Source organism: Methyloceanibacter sp. (assembly GCF_050726195.1).
Classification (GTDB): domain Bacteria; phylum Pseudomonadota; class Alphaproteobacteria; order Rhizobiales; family Methyloligellaceae; genus Methyloceanibacter.
Window position 1 is genome coordinate 22,601 of sequence record NZ_JBOHJC010000009.1, and the last position, 16,420, is coordinate 39,020.

The 16,420-nt window shown below is 65.2% G+C and carries 24 protein-coding genes; 8 read left to right on the top strand and 16 right to left on the bottom strand.

What is annotated here, in order from left to right:
• Positions 1-29: 29 nt before the first annotated feature.
• A complete protein-coding gene (locus ACRECX_RS07895) occupies positions 30-992 on the bottom strand; it encodes an SH3 domain-containing protein (RefSeq protein WP_431558281.1) in 963 nt (320 codons plus the stop codon).
• A gap of 97 nt (positions 993-1,089) precedes the next feature.
• On the opposite strand from ACRECX_RS07895, the gene ACRECX_RS07900 reads away from it, so the two are divergent.
• Positions 1,090-1,461, top strand: a complete 372-nt coding sequence (locus ACRECX_RS07900) for a TfoX/Sxy family protein (protein WP_431558282.1) — start codon at positions 1,090-1,092, stop codon at positions 1,459-1,461.
• Here the strand turns inward: ACRECX_RS07900 and ACRECX_RS07905 are convergent.
• Complete coding sequence (locus ACRECX_RS07905; RefSeq protein WP_431558283.1) at positions 1,448-2,251, bottom strand: hypothetical protein; 804 nt, start codon at positions 2,249-2,251, stop codon at positions 1,448-1,450. The two genes, ACRECX_RS07900 and ACRECX_RS07905, sit on opposite strands and share 14 nt — an antisense overlap.
• A 117-nt stretch (positions 2,252-2,368) precedes the next feature.
• On the opposite strand from ACRECX_RS07905, the gene ACRECX_RS07910 reads away from it, so the two are divergent.
• Entirely contained in the window at positions 2,369-2,935 is a 567-nt protein-coding gene (locus ACRECX_RS07910; protein WP_431558284.1) for a cupin domain-containing protein, read from the top strand.
• Between the two features lie 7 nt (positions 2,936-2,942).
• Here ACRECX_RS07910 and ACRECX_RS07915 read toward each other — a convergent pair whose 3' ends face one another.
• Positions 2,943-3,824, bottom strand: a complete 882-nt coding sequence (locus tag ACRECX_RS07915) for a hypothetical protein (protein ID WP_431558285.1) — start codon at positions 3,822-3,824, stop codon at positions 2,943-2,945.
• A gap of 335 nt (positions 3,825-4,159) precedes the next feature.
• On the opposite strand from ACRECX_RS07915, the gene ACRECX_RS07920 reads away from it, so the two are divergent.
• Positions 4,160-4,537: an STAS/SEC14 domain-containing protein gene (locus tag ACRECX_RS07920; protein WP_431558286.1), complete on the top strand. Its 378-nt coding sequence runs from the start codon at positions 4,160-4,162 to the stop codon at positions 4,535-4,537.
• A gap of 8 nt (positions 4,538-4,545) precedes the next feature.
• Here ACRECX_RS07920 and ACRECX_RS07925 read toward each other — a convergent pair whose 3' ends face one another.
• Both ACRECX_RS07925 and ACRECX_RS07930 read right to left on the bottom strand, forming a co-directional pair.
• Complete coding sequence (locus ACRECX_RS07925) at positions 4,546-4,893, bottom strand: c-type cytochrome (protein WP_431558287.1); 348 nt, start codon at positions 4,891-4,893, stop codon at positions 4,546-4,548.
• Positions 4,894-5,164: 271 nt separating this feature from the next.
• Positions 5,165-5,344: a YdcH family protein gene (locus tag ACRECX_RS07930; RefSeq protein ID WP_431558288.1), complete on the bottom strand. Its 180-nt coding sequence runs from the start codon at positions 5,342-5,344 to the stop codon at positions 5,165-5,167.
• Between the two features lie 228 nt (positions 5,345-5,572).
• Between ACRECX_RS07930 and ACRECX_RS07935 the strand changes: the two genes are divergently transcribed.
• Positions 5,573-5,779 carry a YdcH family protein gene (locus ACRECX_RS07935; protein ID WP_431558289.1) on the top strand — a complete coding sequence of 69 codons (207 nt, stop codon included), beginning with the start codon at positions 5,573-5,575 and terminating at the stop codon, positions 5,777-5,779.
• Here ACRECX_RS07935 and ACRECX_RS07940 read toward each other — a convergent pair.
• Positions 5,769-6,194: a DUF4345 domain-containing protein gene (locus tag ACRECX_RS07940; RefSeq protein ID WP_431558290.1), complete on the bottom strand. Its 426-nt coding sequence runs from the start codon at positions 6,192-6,194 to the stop codon at positions 5,769-5,771. The genes ACRECX_RS07935 and ACRECX_RS07940 overlap by 11 nt on opposite strands.
• Before the next feature lie 164 nt (positions 6,195-6,358).
• Between ACRECX_RS07940 and purE the strand changes: the two genes are divergently transcribed.
• The 3 genes from purE (at position 6,359) to rpsU (ending at position 8,302) form a co-directional block, all read left to right on the top strand.
• Positions 6,359-6,856: a 5-(carboxyamino)imidazole ribonucleotide mutase gene (gene purE / locus ACRECX_RS07945; protein WP_431558291.1), complete on the top strand. Its 498-nt coding sequence runs from the start codon at positions 6,359-6,361 to the stop codon at positions 6,854-6,856.
• Positions 6,849-7,934, top strand: a complete 1,086-nt coding sequence (locus ACRECX_RS07950; RefSeq protein WP_431558292.1) for a 5-(carboxyamino)imidazole ribonucleotide synthase — start codon at positions 6,849-6,851, stop codon at positions 7,932-7,934. The genes purE and ACRECX_RS07950 overlap by 8 nt, the downstream gene beginning before the upstream one ends.
• 131 nt (positions 7,935-8,065) lie before the next feature.
• Positions 8,066-8,302 (top strand): 30S ribosomal protein S21, encoded by a 237-nt coding sequence (gene rpsU / locus ACRECX_RS07955; RefSeq protein WP_431558293.1) that lies wholly within the window; start codon positions 8,066-8,068, stop codon positions 8,300-8,302.
• A gap of 130 nt (positions 8,303-8,432) precedes the next feature.
• Here the strand turns inward: rpsU and ACRECX_RS07960 are convergent, their stop codons facing one another.
• Positions 8,433-9,305: an alpha/beta hydrolase gene (locus ACRECX_RS07960; protein WP_431558294.1), complete on the bottom strand. Its 873-nt coding sequence runs from the start codon at positions 9,303-9,305 to the stop codon at positions 8,433-8,435.
• 519 nt (positions 9,306-9,824) lie between these two features.
• On the opposite strand from ACRECX_RS07960, the gene ACRECX_RS07965 reads away from it, so the two are divergent.
• Entirely contained in the window at positions 9,825-10,217 is a 393-nt protein-coding gene (locus ACRECX_RS07965; protein ID WP_431558295.1) for a VOC family protein, read from the top strand.
• Positions 10,218-10,226: 9 nt separating this feature from the next.
• Here the strand turns inward: ACRECX_RS07965 and ACRECX_RS07970 are convergent, their stop codons facing one another.
• The 9 genes from ACRECX_RS07970 to ACRECX_RS08010 form a co-directional block, all read right to left on the bottom strand.
• On the bottom strand, positions 10,227-10,532 hold the full coding sequence (locus tag ACRECX_RS07970) for a HepT-like ribonuclease domain-containing protein (protein ID WP_431558296.1): 306 nt from the start codon (positions 10,530-10,532) through the stop codon (positions 10,227-10,229).
• A 32-nt stretch (positions 10,533-10,564) separates the two neighbouring features.
• Positions 10,565-10,867 (bottom strand): nucleotidyltransferase family protein, encoded by a 303-nt coding sequence (locus tag ACRECX_RS07975; protein ID WP_431558297.1) that lies wholly within the window; start codon positions 10,865-10,867, stop codon positions 10,565-10,567.
• Positions 10,868-10,955: 88 nt separating this feature from the next.
• Positions 10,956-12,350 carry an NAD(P)(+) transhydrogenase (Re/Si-specific) subunit beta gene (locus ACRECX_RS07980; RefSeq protein ID WP_431558298.1) on the bottom strand — a complete coding sequence of 465 codons (1,395 nt, stop codon included), beginning with the start codon at positions 12,348-12,350 and terminating at the stop codon, positions 10,956-10,958.
• Entirely contained in the window at positions 12,347-12,760 is a 414-nt protein-coding gene (locus ACRECX_RS07985) for a proton-translocating transhydrogenase family protein (RefSeq protein ID WP_431558299.1), read from the bottom strand. Before ACRECX_RS07985 ends, ACRECX_RS07980 begins: the two co-directional genes overlap by 4 nt.
• Positions 12,757-14,004, bottom strand: coding sequence for a Re/Si-specific NAD(P)(+) transhydrogenase subunit alpha (locus ACRECX_RS07990; RefSeq protein WP_431558300.1), 1,248 nt, complete (start codon positions 14,002-14,004; stop codon positions 12,757-12,759). The genes ACRECX_RS07985 and ACRECX_RS07990 overlap by 4 nt, the downstream gene beginning before the upstream one ends.
• A gap of 114 nt (positions 14,005-14,118) precedes the next feature.
• Positions 14,119-14,262 carry an aa3-type cytochrome c oxidase subunit IV gene (locus tag ACRECX_RS07995; protein ID WP_431558301.1) on the bottom strand — a complete coding sequence of 48 codons (144 nt, stop codon included), beginning with the start codon at positions 14,260-14,262 and terminating at the stop codon, positions 14,119-14,121.
• A gap of 288 nt (positions 14,263-14,550) precedes the next feature.
• Positions 14,551-15,471, bottom strand: coding sequence for a VOC family protein (locus tag ACRECX_RS08000; RefSeq protein ID WP_431558302.1), 921 nt, complete (start codon positions 15,469-15,471; stop codon positions 14,551-14,553).
• A gap of 16 nt (positions 15,472-15,487) precedes the next feature.
• Positions 15,488-15,937 carry a cupin domain-containing protein gene (locus ACRECX_RS08005; protein WP_431558303.1) on the bottom strand — a complete coding sequence of 150 codons (450 nt, stop codon included), beginning with the start codon at positions 15,935-15,937 and terminating at the stop codon, positions 15,488-15,490.
• Positions 15,938-15,946: 9 nt separating this feature from the next.
• Positions 15,947-16,393 (bottom strand): DoxX family protein, encoded by a 447-nt coding sequence (locus ACRECX_RS08010; RefSeq protein ID WP_431558304.1) that lies wholly within the window; start codon positions 16,391-16,393, stop codon positions 15,947-15,949.
• Positions 16,394-16,420: the final 27 nt, after the last annotated feature.

The following is a 16,420-nucleotide window of genomic DNA, read 5'->3' on the forward strand; positions in this document are numbered from 1 at the left end:
TTATCGGACTAACCTTCTAGTCCAACTCCTCAAAACGCGCCGAGCGCCCGCCGTAGAATCCCGGCCATCCTGCCGCCGCGGCGCTTATTCCAACCGCGCGGGCGATCCTCGGCCTGGGCCGCACGTTGTTGGGGTGTATCCGCCACGGTCTCTTGATCTTGGTCCGTTGTCTCGCCTGGCACGATAGTGCTCTCGTCGATCCAACCTACAGCACCACTTCCGGCGTCAGCCACCTGTACCCAACCTGGCCGACGTGCGATGATCCGCGCTTGTCGCCCCGCAGGAAATGCAAATAACAGGGGTGCCCCTTCGGAGGGGCTGGCGCGCACAATCGCCGCCGGTACCGAGACCGTGACCCGTTCGCCATCGATGAGTTGACGCTCACCCATGCCAGTTGCCGCCGCGCCATCTGAAGGCACCGAGGCCGTGCTTGGAGGAGCGATGGGCTTGAGCAGCTTCTGGTAAATCCAGCCTGTCTCAGAGCCATCCGTCACCTTCATCCATTTGCCTTCGCGGGAAAGCACGCGCACCTCGGCCCGAGGTTTAAACGTTGCAAGGCGAGGCGCGCGTGAGGAAGGACCCGACCGGACGTTGGCGCCTTTTCGAGAGACTCGGGCCCACTCGCCCGCGCTCTGCTGCGCAGGAACCGCCGTGCCCCGCGTCGCGCCCACTCCTTCCGCCAACGACGACCGATCGAGGAATGCAACGCCCGGCGGCAACGGAGGTGCGGCGGCATCGTCCTCGTCCGGCAACGCCGCACGGTAGCGATCAACCGTCCCTTGAGTCGTGAGACGAGTCTTCGACGTCACGCGATCCGGCGCTTTGCCAGGTCTTTGCGCTGTTGACGCGCCGGACCCCTTTGGTTCGGCCTCCACAACGCCCATCTCGCTTTTGCCCGACGGCCAGCCGATGATGGCGTATGCGCCGACGAGGGTAATGACGCCATAGATTGCAGCGCCCGCAAGCCATAGAGACAGCAACAGCCTATTCATGCCGATTCTCCAACTTCGGCCCCGCCGTCTCTCCAAGGAGAACGAAAGGCGCGCCGACCAGTTCCAGCACCGCAGAGCGCAAAAAGGAGCGTGGGCCATGCCGCCGTCCGACGGCTTCAAGGAGTTCATCAGGGATCAGCTCGCGGGCTTCGGCCCGGTCACCATCCGCAACATGTTCGGCGGCGCCGGCATCTACGCCGACGGCGTCATGTTCGCGATTCTTGCGAACGACGTGCTCTACCTGAAGACCGACGCGGCGACCGCCCGCGCCTTTGCGGCGGAGGGCATGCGTCCCTTCACCTACCAGTCTGCCGGCAAGGCGCCGGTCGCCATGTCCTATTGGGAAGCGCCGCCGCGTCTGTTGGAAGACCCGGACGAACTTGCCGAGTGGGCGCGCACGGCCTATCGCGTCGCTTGCGCGAGCAGGACCAAGTCGTCAGGGAAGCGGCGTAAGCCTAGTACCCGCTAAACGCACGCTGCATCAGCGCGGGGAAGCCGTCGCCCTTTGGCTGCACCGCGACGCGCCACACACGCCCGGGCTTCGCCTCGATGGCGCTCGCTGCGGGCTCGGCTTCCGCGACAGGACCGAGCGTGTACGGGCGGCGCTGGTCGCGTAATCCCTGAGGCTCTTCTGCCACCGCTGCCATCGCTGCGACCGCTTGTGGCTCCACGGCCTCGGCCTCGGTCTCGAACTCAGGTTGCAGCGAGATGGCGGGCGCCATGGCCACATATGTCGGCGGCGGCGGCGCGTAGCGCCGCGCATATCCGGTATAGGGTGCAAGCGAGCTTTGCTTGATCCAGCCGAGCTGTCCGCTCCTCAAGTCCTGGACGCGGACGAATTCCCCTTCGCGCGCAAGCACGCGGAACGGCTGGCCGACGGGATAGCCTGCGAGCACATAGCTTGAAGAGGCTGGCCGGGCGCGGGAGATGGCGGTGTAGCCGACGACCTCGGCCCATTCGCCTGGCTGCAACACCCGCGGCTCTGGCCGCGGCAGGGGCGGAAGCCCGGCGATGACGGTGTCGGCCGGGAGTTCGCTGGATTTCTGCGGCTCGGCAGGCGTCTCGGCGGGGTCGGGGGTGACCGCAGCGCCTCTTGCCGGCGCTTCGACGGGCGCAGGCTGCTTGGCGATGACGGTCTCGTTGAGAGGCTTGAGCGCCAGCACGACGCCGTCGGCGTCTTGGGCGTGCATCACGCCGAGCGTTCCGGCGGTATAAAGAACCGCGCCTAGAAGCCAAACAGACGGAATCCACCTGCCCATGCGTTTCTATCCGCATCGGAGGCCCCTTCCGTCTGCCGTTAACCTACACCCGTTGCGGGCGGTTCCTCAAGGATGGATGTTGTCGTGGGGAAGAAATCTGGGGAGCAGGTAAACGAAATGACGGAATTCGCTTCAAGCAAGGATACCAGGCACACCATTCGCCGCGTCGCGACCGGCCAGGCCGCGAACGGCCTGTCGGTGATCGTCAGCGACACCGAGGTCGTCCCCGTCGAAAGCGCGCTGATGCCGGGCGGCAGGTTTTACAGCTTCTGGGGCGCCGACAGCCTGCCGACCCTGCCCGATAAAGGCGCGAAGCCGCCCTACGCGACCTGGTTTCCAGTCGACGGCGGCTATCGTTTCGAGCTCTTCACGCTCCCGCCGGACAGGGCGCCAAAGTCCCCTGTCGCCGACAAGGAAGCGGCCTTGGCCGAGACGGAGAAGCTGCTCCCAGGTCTCATGGACGTGATGGACCCCAAGCATCCCGGCTGGCACGCGACCGACACCATCGACCTCATCTACGTGGCGAGCGGCGCATGCATCTTGAAGCTCGACGGCGGCGAGGAGACGCCGCTCAAGGCCGGCGACACGCTGGTGCAAACCGGCTCGCGCCACGCCTGGAGCAATCCTGGCGAGGTGCCGTGCGAGTTGCTCGTCGTGTCGATCGGCGTGAAGCGAAGGGGTTAGCTGCGGATCAGAAGCCGCCAAGCGCGCGGTTGATCATATCGGCAAAGCCGCCGGTATTGCGCTTGATCCAGCCGCCCCGGCGCGGCTCGTCCTCGTAATACGCTTCGCTCTGCCCATAAGGCTGGCGGTTCCCGGCGGTGGGCGCGAGGTTGTGCGCCTGCATCCAGCCGGTCGCCGCGCTCTGCGGGTCGGTCACCTCGACCCAGCCTTCATAACGCGATACCACTTTCAGATTCCGGCCATAGGGGAACGCGAACAGCATCGGCGCGTCGTCGGCGGCCGCCGCCCGCATCGCCGCGCCGGAGAGGATGACCTGGACCCACTCCTCCGTGGCCTCGTTGGCCCACTCGGTCGGCTGCTCGCCGTCAAATTGGCCGGCTTGCGGGGGACCATTGGGGTCGCCCCCATACGGATCGGCTTGCGTGCCATATGGATCGGCTTGGGGACTGCCATGCGCCCACGGTCCGCTACGCTCATCGTCCCATTGCTCGGCGCCGTCCGTGCCCCATTGATCGGCTCCCGCCTCGCCCGGCTCCGGAGGCACGCCGTCGTAAGGCGCGGGCTCTCCGCCCGGAAACGCGGCGACGTCCTGATCAGCACCTTGGGTGTCCGCACCTTCATCCGAAAGCGCCGCTGTACCCTGAGGCGTGTCGCTGCCCTCTTCGGGCGGCAGGTCGGGCATGGCGGGCGGCGTCACGGACCCGGTCGCAGGCAGTGACTCAGGTTTCGCATCGGTCGTCACCGTGTCGAAAGCTCCGATGTCCGGCTTCGGCCCATCGCCCGGTTCCTTCGCCGCGGGTTTGGGCTGGGTAATGGCCTGTTGATAGGCGAGCGGGCGCGGCGCAGGCTCATTGGTCGGCTTTGCGGGTGGCGCAGGCGCGAGAACCATCCACACACCGCCCAAGGCGATGGCGCAGATGACCCCAAGAGAAAGGATCAGCTTCTTGATCGCAGTTCTCCCTCTTACTCGCCGCCATTACGGGCAAAAAAGGCGGCAACAGCGTGTCCTTACTCCCGCTTTATGGTCCCGTTAAGCTTAATTTCGCGTGAACCGCGCGAGTTCCCGCCGCCGCCTGGAAAAGTGAAGACCGGCCAGCGACTAAAGGCTGCCGCACTGCTCCGGCGCCGCCAACCGAGCCCGCTTCGGCGGCTAGGCGACTCTTCGCCGCATCGTCTAGGATACGCGCAGCCGCACCTTCGAATCGCCTCCATAGCGGGTCCTCGATGCTGTCTTACACCGAACACGACAACGCGCAGGCGGTCGAGATCGCCTTGAGCGGCCGGGTCTCGACCGCGGAATTCGACAAGGTCGCGGCGAAGCTCGAGGCCTTCATCGAGCGGCACGGCCAGGTGCGCGTGCTGGAGGTGGTCAAGGATTTCGAGGGCATGGACGCCGCGGCGCTGTGGCACGACGTCAAGTTCAGCCTGCGCCACCTCAAGGACTTCAGCCGAATCGCCGTCGTGGCGAGCCCGGAGATCCACAATCTCTGGTCGAGTCTCGTCTCGCCCTTCATGGATTGCGAGGTCGAGCATTTCGCGCCGGACGAAGTGGAAGAAGCCCGCGACTGGCTGATGTGGCCGGAAGGCGCGGCCGACGTTTGACGCGCGCCCTACTCGCCGGGAATGCCCGGCTCGGCGGGCTCCGGCGTAACCTGGATCGACTCCAGATAGGCGATAATGGCGTCGACCTCCGGCGTTTCGAACACGAAGATCGGCATGTCCGGATGACCCGAGACGATGCCCTCGGCGAGCGATTCGGCGAGATTCTCGATCGGGTACTTGGCGGAGAGGGTGCGGAACGGTGGCGCCTCCTTGAGGGGGCTTGCGCCGGTGAGCCCGATGGCGTGGCAGCGCGCGCAATTCTCGCGGACGAGCATCTCGCCTTTGTCGGTGAGATCCTTCTCACCGGCTGCGGCGGAAAACGGCGCTGCCGCTCCCAGCAACGCGGCCGCGATCAATAACGCCCCGCTCCATGCCCAACGATGCCCAGCGCCGCACCTCATCGGATCGCCTCCCTCTGCGACTCAAATCCAAAGCCGAGGATAAAGGCTTCCAGCGCCCACCGGTCTGACCTAGGTCAAGACAAGGCGCGACGCGGGGAGCATCCAAAGCAACGGCCGCGGGGAGGCTTGGGGCCTCAACCTCGCGGCCAATAAACTCTCCTTACGCGCCCAAAGCGCTTGAACCGGGCGCTCCTCAAAGTCTATTTCCCGGCCGCTTTGGAGCGGCCTAGTGGTGGCTCGACTCGTGCTTGAGCCGCTCCATCTCATCCTTCAGACGCAGTTTTTGACGCTTCCATTCCGCGATTTTGAGGGGATCGGTCGTGAGCCTGCTTTGCTCTTCTTCGATTTTGCGATCCAACGCGCGGTGCCTCTCAGACAACTCCACGAGGTGTGCGTCTAGCGCCATATCGGACCTCCTATGTCGATTGTCTCCGTCCTTATTCTGTCAAACCGGCGGCGACTTGTCTAATGGTCGCCTGTGGCCTGCGGTAGTGTCGCCGGCGTTCTACGCGCATCGGCGATCTTGAGTTCCCGGCCCGGGAGTCCCCAGTTTCCAAGGGCCAAGCCCTTGCGCCGCCTGTCTTTCGCCGCGATACTTTACCGTCCCGGAAGGCAAAGGAGCAGGGGACGCCCGATGGAGAGCGAGGAGATTCGCGAGCTTCGGGCGATGTTGCTCAGGCTCAAGCAGGAGCATCGCGACCTCGACAGCGCCATCAATGCGCTGGAGGAGTCTGGCCGCGCCGATGCGCTGCAACTCAAGCGCCTCAAGAAAAAGAAGCTTTTCTTGAAGGACGAGATTTCCCGGATCGAGGACCAGCTCCTCCCCGACATCATCGCCTAGATTTTCGCCGCTCGTAGGCGAGCACGGCAATGCCGAGGAGCCCGCCCAGGATTTCCACAACCAAGTAGATGTCGAGCAGTCGGCTCGCCGGCCCGTCCGCCACGAGGCTGATCCCTCGGCCGAGCGCCAGCGAAAAGCAGAAGATGACCGCCAACGCCACCGCTGGCCGCTGCCACGCAGCAGTAAAGGCGGCATAGACCCAATAAGCCGACAGGCCGAGATAGAGGCACATCAAGGCACGGAAGATCTGCTTCTGATCGGCGGTCGTGACGGCGATATCGAAGAGCCTTGGGACGGTCGCGGCAGGCGCAATCCCGTAGGCGAGTGCGATCGGCACGAGCAGAACCGCGGCGAACAGAAGATAGAGCCGCATCAGCTTGCTGTTCCGCGGGTGGTCTGGCGAGGACTGGGGCATCCGGCGATCGCTCGCTTGGGTGACGACAACTCAAGCCAACCGATTCCCCGCCGGCGCGCAAGGCGGCATCGACGGAGAGGCGCCTTGCCAAGCAAGGGCGCGTCCCTATAATCGCGCGCTTTCCGCCGGGGGCCCCTCGCCCCGATCCTCCCATGAGCGCAAGCATGAGCGATGCGAAACCAGCCGTCGGCATCATCATGGGAAGCCGCTCGGACTGGCCGACCTTGAAAGCCGCCGCCGACGTGCTCGATACCTTGCGGGTGCCGTACGAGACGAAGGTGGTCTCGGCCCACCGCACGCCGAAGCGCCTTTACGATTATGCTTCGACCGCGCGCGACCGCGGCCTCAAGGTCATCATTGCCGGCGCCGGCGGCGCGGCGCACCTTCCCGGCATGACCGCTTCCATGACCGAACTGCCGGTGCTCGGCGTGCCCGTGGAGAGCCGCACCTTGAAGGGCCTCGATAGTCTCCTCTCCATCGCCCAGATGCCCGCCGGCGTGCCGGTCGGCACGCTCGCCATCGGCGAGGCGGGCGCCACCAACGCCGGGCTGCTCGCCGCCGGCATCCTTGCGCTTGGCGATGCGAGTCTTGCCACGCGGCTCGCGGCCTGGCGCGCGGCGCAGACCGCCTCCGTTGCCGAGGCGCTCGAGGATAATGCCTGAGGTGAAGCTGCCGCCCGGCAGCACGATCGGCATTCTCGGCGGCGGCCAGCTCGGCCGCATGCTCGCCGTGGCGGCAAGCCGGCTCGGGCTGAAAGTCCACATCTATAGCGACGAGGCGAACGTCCCAGCCTTCGACGTCGCGGCGGAGAGTACCGTCGGCGGCTATGACGATGAGGCGGCGCTCGCCGGCTTCGCCCGCAAGGTCGGGGTCGTCACCTGCGAGTTCGAGAACGTCCCGGCCAAGGCCCTCGAGATCGCCGGCCGCGAAGCGCCGGTGTTCCCGCCGCCGAGATCGTTCGCCATCGCCCAGGACCGCCTCGCCGAGAAGGACTTCGTGAGCGGGCTCGGCATTCCTGTCGCCCCTTACGCCGCGGTCGACAGTCTCGACGGCCTGCGCGAGGCGCTATCCCGCGTGAAGACACCTGCCCTGCTCAAGACGCGGCGCTTCGGCTATGATGGCAAGGGCCAGGTGCTCATCCACAACGGCGGCGAGGCCGAGGCGGCTTGGCATGCCCTCGGCGGCATGCCGGCGCTGCTCGAAGGCGTGGTGCGGTTCGACCGCGAAGTGTCGGTGATCGCCGTGCGCGGCCAGGACGGCGAGGCGCGCTTCTACGACGTGGTGGAAAACGTGCACCAGGGCGGCATCCTCGCCCTGAGCCGTGCCCCCGCCCGCATCTCGCAGAGCATCGCTTTCGAGGCGCGGCGCATCGCCGGCGCTGTTGTCGAGGCGCTCGACCACGTCGGCGTGCTCTGCGTCGAGATGTTCGAGCGCGAGGGCGAGACGCCGAACCTGATCGTCAACGAGTTCGCCCCGCGGGTGCATAATTCCGGCCACTGGACCATCGACGCCTGTCTGGTCAGCCAGTTCGAGAACCATGTGCGGGCGATCTCCGGCTGGCCGCTCGGCGCCACGGGCCGCCACAGCGACGCAGTCATGACCAACCTGCTTGGGGCGGATGTGGAGGAGTGGCGAACCCTCGCCGCCGAGCCCGGCACCGCGGTCCACCTCTACGGCAAGACCGACACCAGGACGGGCCGCAAGATGGGCCACGTCACCCGGCTCTTCCCCAAAGGCTGAAGCCGTCTGGACAATTGGCGGTGGTTTTGCTACAGGAGGCCCGGATGCGGGATCTTGGCGGTTCCGGTCAAGGTCATGTTTGGCCCCGCTCCAATTCCCAAACCAACGGCCAAGACGGAGATGTAAGACGCGTGCAAGTCGTCGTTCGCGATAACAATGTCGATCAGGCCCTCCGGGCGCTGAAGAAGAAAATGCAGCGCGAAGGCATCTTCCGCGAGATGAAGCTCCGTAACTATTACGAGAAGCCGTCGGAGAAGCGCGCCCGCGAGAAGGCCGAAGCCATCCGCCGCGCCCGCAAGCTCGCGCGCAAGAAGGCGCAGCGCGAGTCCGGCGTCGCCGCGGCGCCCAAGCCGCGCGGCCGCCGCTAGTCCTACAGCTACATGTTATTTGTCATCGCCCGGCTTGACCGGGCGATCCAGTAATCACCGCCGTCCCGATAACGAAGGTTAGGGGTTACTGGATGCCCGCGTTCGCGGGCATGACACAGAAATGGTGGCTCTACCGGTTGGCGTCGGCGGCCGCCGCGATCTCGACCTGAAGCCCCGCGCGGGCGACCGGCGCGACGACGACCGGCACCGGCTCGAGGCTGACGAGGAAGTCGCGGACCTTGCCCCACGCCCCCTGCTCGAACACATCGCTGTGGCCGGCCCTCGGCACCACGCAAAGTGCCTTCGGCTCGTTCGCCGCATGGAACACGCGGCGCGCGTGATCGAGGGGAATCACATTGTCCCGGCCGCCGTGGATAATGAACAGCGGCACCTCGACCTGACCGATGCGGTCGATGGTGCGGTATTGATCGACCATGATCAGGTTGAGCGGCAGGAGCGGCCACATTAGGCGGCCGACATCCACCACCGAGGTGAACGGCGCTTCGAGCACGAGTGCCTTGACCTCGCGCTGCAAGGCAAGCCGGGTGGCGACAGCCGTGCCGAGCGACTCGCCGTAGAGCACGATGTCATGCGGCGCGACGCCGAGGCCGCGCAGATAGTCATAAGCGCTGACCGCGTCCGCGGCGACACGCTTCTCGGTTGGGCGTCCGCCAGAACCGCCATAGCGCCGGTAGTTGAGCAGGAACACGCCGTAGCCGTCCGCGGCCATCATCTTGATCTTCCCGGCGCGATACGCGGCGTTGCCGCTATTGCCGCCGAAATAGAGCAAGGTCGGCTTGCCGTCGCGCGCTGGCGAATACCAGGCGATGAGCAATGTGCCGTCGGCCGCCTTGAACACGATTTCGTCGACGCCGGTCAGTCCGGCGTCCTTGGGCGCGACCCGCGTGGGATCCGGCACATACACGAAATAGCGGTGCAGCAATCGCGCGACGATGCAGAACAGCGCGAAAATCCCCACGAGTGCGAAGAGGAGGTTCAACATGGACCAGGTAACGCCTCTCAGTTATTGTCTTTATGAGTCTTCTTCTATCGTACGAGACCGGTATGAACGGCAGTTGAACGGCTCGTTCATGCCGCAACATCTAATAAGGCCGCGGCCTCACGGTTGCGCCCGTATAAGAAATCCGATTTCGAGCATTGGCCGTAACCGTTCGCGACAAATGATCCTTTGCGCATTGCAGCCGACGACATGGCGAGGACGGCGCTAGAGCCCCGCGCCTACGAACCTCAGTCTGTACATCGATTTCCGGCGATAACCCCTGCCCCAGGAGCCTTAACTCCCGGCTAAATGGGGGCGGGATCGCCAGAGCACAAGGACCCGCGTCGCTCCGGCCAACGCCGAGCTGGGTGGCCTGTAACGGCGGACTTTAGCCGGAGTTTGGCGATTCCCGGACCGACTTTGACGATTCTTCGTTATCTTTGAGATTGTTAACTTTGTTCGCAAGTCGTCGCGGGCGACGCCAGGCAACCAGAACCCGGGCTCGCGTGTTGAAGGGCGACCATGGCGGTAGAGCTCAACCACACCATCCTGGCGGCAACGGACAGGGACGCCTCCGCCGCCTTCCTGGCCGAGATGCTCGGCCTCCCCGCGCCGGCGCGATGGGGACCGTTCGCCGTGGTCGCCACCGCCAACGGCGTGAACCTCGACTACATGAAGGCCGGCGGCGAGATTAAACGCCAGCACTACGCCTTTCTCGTCAGCGAAGCGGAGTTCGAAGAAATCTTCGGCCGCATCCGCGCGCGAAAGCTTTCTTATTGGGCGGACCCCGGCCAGACGCAAGCGGGGGAGATCAACCGTCACGACGGCGGGCGCGGACTCTATTTCGAGGACCTCAACGGGCATCTCTTGGAGGTCATCACCAAGCCCTACGGCAGCGGCGGCTGGAACCCTTGAGGGTCTGGCTCACAGTGCTTTGGCGATTTTCATGAGAGTTTCTTCAAGTGGCGCCAGATGCCGCTCGATTACGGTCCAAATGATCCTGTCATCCACCTTGTCGTAGCCGTGACGCAGGATGTTTCCGATGCCGCGGATGTCCACCCAAGGAATTTCCGGGTAAGCAGCTTGGACGCTTGCGGGTAGCCGACGCGCAGCTTCTGCGATGATCTCGACGCACCGCTCGACGGCAAGTCTCGTCTTTGCGTCGGCTTGAAAGTCCTCGTAGGTGATGCCTTTTGTGAAACTACGCGCGTCCCGGATCGCCTGCCGCATTTGTGCAAGCGTCGTTTCAAGGGGCCATTTCCTCACAGGACCCGGACCGCTTCGCCTTCGACAGCCCGCCTGAAATGAGGGCTGAGGCCCTGACGCGTCGTGATGTGGACGTCGAGACCGAGGGCTTCTTCCAATAGCCGCTTGATCGCGGCCAGCTCGACGATTGAGAAGTCCGACGCTGCGTCGTAATCGACGAAAATATCTACATCGCTGTCAGACCGGGCGCCGCCACGGCCGCGCGACCCATAAAGATAGAGACCAGTCGCGCCACGAGCCAGAATCGGGGCCCGCAGATCCCGAATCTTTCTGACTAAATCGTCTGGTACGTCTTGCATTGTCTGCCCCCGTTCGGTCGGGCGTCAGGCAGCCTAGGACAAGACAATATATCGCGTGACTTGCGAAATGTTCAACGACCGGCTGGGCCTAAAGCGCCTTGGCGATCTCTTCGGTCATCTTCTTGGCGTCGCCGAGCACCATCATGGTGTTGTCGCGGTAGAACACCGAATTGTCGATGCCGGCATAGCCCGACGCCAGCGACCGCTTGTTGAACAAGACCGTGCCCGCCTTCCACACTTCCAGCACCGGCATGCCGTAGATCGGCGAGGACGGGTCGTCCTCGGCCGCCGGGTTGACCACATCGTTGGCGCCGATCACGTAGACGACGTCGGTCTGCGGGAATTCCGAATTGATGTCCTCGAGCTCGAACACTTCGTCGTAGGGCACGTTGGCCTCGGCGAGCAGCACGTTCATATGGCCGGGCATGCGGCCGGCGACCGGGTGAATGGCGAACTTGACTTCGACGCCCGCTTCCTTCAGCCCATCGGTCATTTCGCGCAACGCGTGCTGCGCCTGGGCCACGGCCATGCCGTAGCCCGGCACGATGATGACCCTCCCTGCGTTCTTCATGAGGAAGGCGGCGTCCTCCGCCGAGCCGAGCTTGACCGGCTTCTGCTCGGCGCCGCCGGCAGGGCCCGCCACCTCGCCGCCGAAGCCGCCCAAGATGACGCTGATGAAGCTGCGGTTCATGCCCTTGCACATGATGTAGGACAGGATCGCGCCCGACGAGCCGACCAGCGCGCCGGTGACGATCAGCGCCGTATTGCCGAGGGTGAAGCCGATGCCGGCGGCCGCCCACCCCGAATAGGAGTTGAGCATCGAAATCACGACCGGCATATCGGCGCCGCCGATGGGGACGATGATCAGCACGCCGAGCAAGAGCGACAGCGCGGCGATCGCCCAGAAATAGACGCCCGTCTGCTCCTGGCAGAACAGCACGACACAGACGACGAGCGCGACGGCAAGGGCGATGTTGATGACGTGGCGCGCCGGCAGCAGGATCGGCTTGCCAGACATGCGGCCCGACAATTTCAAGAAGGCGATGACCGAGCCGGTGAAGGTGACGGCGCCGATGGCCGCGCCGAGCGACATCTCGATGAGGCTCGCGACGCGGATCGCGCCGGGCGCGCCGATGCCGAACGCCTCGGGCGCGTAGAACGCGGCGGCCGCCACCAAGACGGCGGCCATGCCGACCAGCGAGTGGAACGCGGCGACGAGTTCGGGCATCGCCGTCATGGCGATGCGCCTGGCGATGACGGCGCCGATCGTACCGCCGACGGCGATGCCGCCAACGATCATGGCCCAGGTGAGCGGCGTTTCCGGCCGCGCCACGGCGAGCGTGGTGACGACGGCGATGGCCATGCCGGCCATGCCCATATAATTGCCGCGCCGCGAGGTCTCCGGCGACGACAGCCCGCGCAGCGCCAGGATGAACAGGACGCCCGAGGCGAGATAGAGCAGCGCGACGAGACCTGGGCTCATTTCTTTTTCTTCTGGTACATGCTGAGCATGCGCTGGGTGACGAGGAAACCGCCGAAGATGTTGACGCTCGCCATGGTGAGCGCCGCAAGCCCGAGCAGTTTGGCGAGCCAATGGCCGGACCACGCTTCCTCACCCACCGCCTCGACCGCGACGGCGAGCAGGGCGCCGACCACGATCACCGACGAGATGGCGTTGGTCACCGACATCAGCGGCGTGTGCAGCGCCGGCGTCACGCTCCACACCACGTAATAGCCGACGAACACCGCGAGCACGAAAATCGAGAATTGCGACAGAAAGTCATGGCCGCCCTCGCCGGCCTCTTTCACCCACGCGGTTCCCGTAAGCGCCAAATCAGCGAGCATGGCCAGCGCCGCAAGCATAAGGCCCAGGCGAGCGATTCTTACCATCATGTCTTGCCTCCCTTTGGCTGACGCTTGACGGCAGCCGGCTTGGCCGGCGCCTTGTCATCGCCGTTGCGGGCTGTTGCCGCCTGCGGCGCCGTATTCGGCGGCTTGCCGGCGAGCCGCTCGGCGACCATCTGATTGACGACGGCCCCGTCGCGGGCGATCGCCGTGCCCTTGGCCACCTCGTCCTCCCAGTTGATGGCGAGGGCCTTGGTCTCCTTGTCGATGAACGGCTCGATGAAGGCCTGGAGGTTGCGGGCGTAGAGGCTCGAGGCGTTGACCGGCACCTGGCCCGGCAGATTGAGCGGGCCGAAGATGCGCACGCCGTTATGCGCGGCGATCGCGCCGGGCTTGGTGAGCTCGGTATTGCCGCCGCGCTCCGCGGCGAGATCGACGATGACCGAGCCCGGCCGCATGCTTTCGATCATCGCCTTGGAGATCAGCTTCGGTGCCGGCCGTCCCGGGATCAGCGCCGTGGTGATGACGATGTCCTGGTTCTTGACGTGCTCGGCGACGAGCGCCGCCTGCTTCTTCTTATAGTCGTCGGACATCTCCTTGGCGTAGCCGCCGGCCGTCTCCGCCTGCTTGAACTCCTCGTCCTCCACGGCGATGAACTTGGCGCCGAGCGAGGCCACCTGCTCCTTGACCGCGGGGCGCACGTCGGTCGCGGTGACGATGGCGCCGAGCCGGCGCGCCGTGGCGATCGCTTGGAGGCCGGCCACGCCAACGCCCATGACGAACGCGCGCGCCGCAGGCACCGTGCCCGCCGCCGTCATCATCATCGGCAGCGCCCGCTCGAAGGCGGCAGCGGCGTCGACCACCGCCTTGTAGCCGGCGAGGTTCGACTGCGACGACAGCACGTCCATGCTTTGCGCCCGGGTGATGCGCGGCATCAGCTCCATGGCGAACAGGGAAACGCCGGTCTTGGCCAGCGCATCGAGCCCTTCGGCGTCGGCGAACGGATCGAGCATGCCGATCAGCGCCGCGCCGTTCTTCATCGACTTCACGAGGGCGAGCGGCGGGCGGCGCACGGTGAATACCACATCGGCGCCCGAGACGGCGTCGGCGTCGGTCTTGGCAATCTCGGCCCCGGCGTCTTTATATTCCTGGTCGGAGAAATGCGACCTGAGCCCCGCGCCCGCTCGCACGGTGACCTTGGCGCCGGCCTTGATGAGCTTCTTCACCGTTTCGGGGGTCAGCCCGATCCGCGGCTCGTCCTGGCCTTCGGCGGGCACGCCAATCGCAATCATCGAGGCTCCGTCAGCTGACGCATCGGCCGGGCGCGGACGATCCGCTTCGCGTAAGGTTATCTGAACGTCGGGGATCAGCTAAGGGGAAGTTCTGCCGCAGGCGGAAAGCCCGGCCTACGTCAAGAAGTAGCCCATGGCGCCCATGATCGCAGCCACGAGGATGACGGTCCACAGCGTCATCTTACAGAACTGGCCGTAAGTGCGCATGTGCTCGGCATAGTCCATCTCCGGATGGCCTTCTTTGGGATCGATATGCATGGAACTGCCCCCTATCGGTCGAGTTCTTGTTCTCGCCCCGGGCCATACCACAAAGCCCGGCAGGGGGGCAATAATCACCGTCCACACGCAAGCGACGCCGAGACGCCCAAAAATCCGAGGCCCGGCAACCCGGGTCTCGGATTTTGCTGCCTGACCGGCGATCAGAGCAGGAAATCGCCGGCGTTAAGGGCCCCGACCTTCACCAGAATCTCGAAGTCGGCCTTGCCGTCGCCGTTCACATCGCCTTGGACGATTCATAGGATCGCTGGCGCGATAGGACGACCGCGCTCACCCCGCCAGCAGCACGATCATGTGCCCGTCGGGGTCGCGGATCGCGGCGGCGCGCCCGCCCTGCCGCAGCGACACGATGCCGGGCGAAACGAATGTCGTGCCCGCCTTTTCGAGTTGCGTCACGAGCGCATCGAGATCGTCGACTTTATGAATCTGGCGCACCGAAGCGACGTCGTTGGCGCGAACCTCCGGGGAGGCGCGTCCTTGCGGCGTGCGGTAGTGCAACAGCTCCACATGCGGCGTCGCCACGTCGGCCGGCTGCAACGCCACGACATCGACCTCGCAGCCCGCGAGCCCGTCGAGCCGGTCCTGCTCGGGGCCCTTGTTCAACGACCGGCCGCCGATCTTGAGGCCTAGAAGTCCGGTGTAGAATGCGACACTGCGCTCGACGTCCACCACCGCGATGGCGGTGTGGTCATAGCCCCGAATTCCCGGATCGGCGCCTTGGTGCCAGACGGGCGCGCCAACATCCGCGGGGAATGCGATCAGCTCGAGCGGGTGTCCTTCCGGATCGCGAAACTTGAAGGCGGTGACCTTGCCGGTATTCGGCGGCAGGAGCACCGGCTCGCCCTCGGTAATTACGCCCGGCGGCCAGCGCATCAGCCGCCGCCACGCTGCACCGATATCTCCGGCAACGAGGGCGACGTGTTGGAACCACTGATCGTTCGACGCGCGCTCAGAAGGATAGGGGCGCCCCGGCGGGTCGAACTTCACGAGCTTGAGCGTCTGCCGTCCCAGGGCGACATCGACGGCGCGGGCCGTCGTACCCGAATCGAGTCCGAGCAGCGCATTCCACGCAGGATCGCCGAGCGCCAGTTCAGGCCCCACATCGAGCCCAAGTGCATCGTGATAGAAGGCGGTGGCGGCGGCCAGGTCGGCCACCGTGATGCTGATCCTGATGAGCTGGGTTACGGCCATCTCTTGGCGGGTCGCCTCATTTGAACGCGCCGGGCCTCGCGCCCGACCAGGCATCGTCGAGCTGGACGACCATCAACGCGCAGGCCTCGTCGCCGACCGTGCCCGAGCGATGGCCGACCCTACCTTGCGCGTCCGTCTTCGCGCCCTGATCGCCGCCGAACGACACCTCGCCCGGGCCCATCTCGACGCGCATACCGTCCATGGTCTCGACAAACCAGCGGCCTGACACCACCACGATCCATTGCGGCTTCGGGTTCTCGTGCCAATCGCCGATCCAGCCGGCGGGCAGCACGCAGAACAGGACACTCGTCTCTCCCGTGAGCAGATGGTCGTTCCATTGCGGCGCCGCTTTGCCGCCCATGCTCCGCATGACGAAGTCCGAAAGCTCACAGCGCGCCTGGTGGGTCACGCCCTCGTCATCGGTCCATACATGCCAATAAGCGAGCTTCGGAGGATCGGCTGTCACGGTCGCGCCTCAATACTGGCCGAGCGCCGCGACCTTCTCGATGTCGCCGCCCACCGCCTGGATGAAGCCGCTCGCATACATGATGAAGATCAAGCCGCCGACCAGGCCGAAATTCTTGAAAAAGTCCCAGATGTGCGGATAGCCCTCGCTTCCAGCCTGCCAGAACCGCGGATAGGTCCAGAACGCGTGATAGACGATGCCGGTCACGACGCAATAGCCGGCAAGGATGAACGCGGCGATGCCGTCATAAAAGCCGAACACGATCATCGGCGGGGTGAGCAGCTCGACCGCCATCGCCGGGTAGAGCAGCGCCGCGCCGCCGGGCAGCCAGCTCGACGACGCCTGCTTCACGGCGGTATCCCAGTTGATGATCTTGTCGAGAAAGCTGAACGGGAAAATCCACACGATGAAAATCCGCGCCAGCACGGGCAAGGCGTCGTTGATCAGCCATTCCATCTCCGCCTCCTCTCGAGAGATTCGCGA

Bases quoted from the DNA above. Each gene is read 5' to 3' on its own strand.
- ACRECX_RS07895 (WP_431558281.1), bottom strand. From the start codon at position 992: ATGAATAGGCTGTTGCTGTCTCTATGGCTTGCGGGCGCTGCAATCTAT.
- ACRECX_RS07900 (WP_431558282.1), top strand. From the start codon at position 1,090: ATGCCGCCGTCCGACGGCTTCAAGGAGTTCATCAGGGATCAGCTCGCG.
- ACRECX_RS07905 (WP_431558283.1), bottom strand. From the start codon at position 2,251: ATGGGCAGGTGGATTCCGTCTGTTTGGCTTCTAGGCGCGGTTCTTTAT.
- ACRECX_RS07910 (WP_431558284.1), top strand. From the start codon at position 2,369: ATGACGGAATTCGCTTCAAGCAAGGATACCAGGCACACCATTCGCCGC.
- ACRECX_RS07915 (WP_431558285.1), bottom strand. From the start codon at position 3,824: ATGGTTCTCGCGCCTGCGCCACCCGCAAAGCCGACCAATGAGCCTGCG.
- ACRECX_RS07920 (WP_431558286.1), top strand. From the start codon at position 4,160: ATGCTGTCTTACACCGAACACGACAACGCGCAGGCGGTCGAGATCGCC.
- ACRECX_RS07930 (WP_431558288.1), bottom strand. From the start codon at position 5,344: ATGGCGCTAGACGCACACCTCGTGGAGTTGTCTGAGAGGCACCGCGCG.
- ACRECX_RS07935 (WP_431558289.1), top strand. From the start codon at position 5,573: ATGGAGAGCGAGGAGATTCGCGAGCTTCGGGCGATGTTGCTCAGGCTC.
- ACRECX_RS07940 (WP_431558290.1), bottom strand. From the start codon at position 6,194: ATGCCCCAGTCCTCGCCAGACCACCCGCGGAACAGCAAGCTGATGCGG.
- purE (WP_431558291.1), top strand. From the start codon at position 6,359: ATGAGCGATGCGAAACCAGCCGTCGGCATCATCATGGGAAGCCGCTCG.
- ACRECX_RS07950 (WP_431558292.1), top strand. From the start codon at position 6,849: ATGCCTGAGGTGAAGCTGCCGCCCGGCAGCACGATCGGCATTCTCGGC.
- ACRECX_RS07960 (WP_431558294.1), bottom strand. From the start codon at position 9,305: ATGTTGAACCTCCTCTTCGCACTCGTGGGGATTTTCGCGCTGTTCTGC.
- ACRECX_RS07965 (WP_431558295.1), top strand. From the start codon at position 9,825: ATGGCGGTAGAGCTCAACCACACCATCCTGGCGGCAACGGACAGGGAC.
- ACRECX_RS07970 (WP_431558296.1), bottom strand. From the start codon at position 10,532: ATGCGGCAGGCGATCCGGGACGCGCGTAGTTTCACAAAAGGCATCACC.
- ACRECX_RS07975 (WP_431558297.1), bottom strand. From the start codon at position 10,867: ATGCAAGACGTACCAGACGATTTAGTCAGAAAGATTCGGGATCTGCGG.
- ACRECX_RS07980 (WP_431558298.1), bottom strand. From the start codon at position 12,350: ATGAGCCCAGGTCTCGTCGCGCTGCTCTATCTCGCCTCGGGCGTCCTG.
- ACRECX_RS07985 (WP_431558299.1), bottom strand. From the start codon at position 12,760: ATGATGGTAAGAATCGCTCGCCTGGGCCTTATGCTTGCGGCGCTGGCC.
- ACRECX_RS07990 (WP_431558300.1), bottom strand. From the start codon at position 14,004: ATGATTGCGATTGGCGTGCCCGCCGAAGGCCAGGACGAGCCGCGGATC.
- ACRECX_RS07995 (WP_431558301.1), bottom strand. From the start codon at position 14,262: ATGCATATCGATCCCAAAGAAGGCCATCCGGAGATGGACTATGCCGAG.
- ACRECX_RS08000 (WP_431558302.1), bottom strand. From the start codon at position 15,471: ATGGCCGTAACCCAGCTCATCAGGATCAGCATCACGGTGGCCGACCTG.
- ACRECX_RS08010 (WP_431558304.1), bottom strand. From the start codon at position 16,393: ATGGAATGGCTGATCAACGACGCCTTGCCCGTGCTGGCGCGGATTTTC.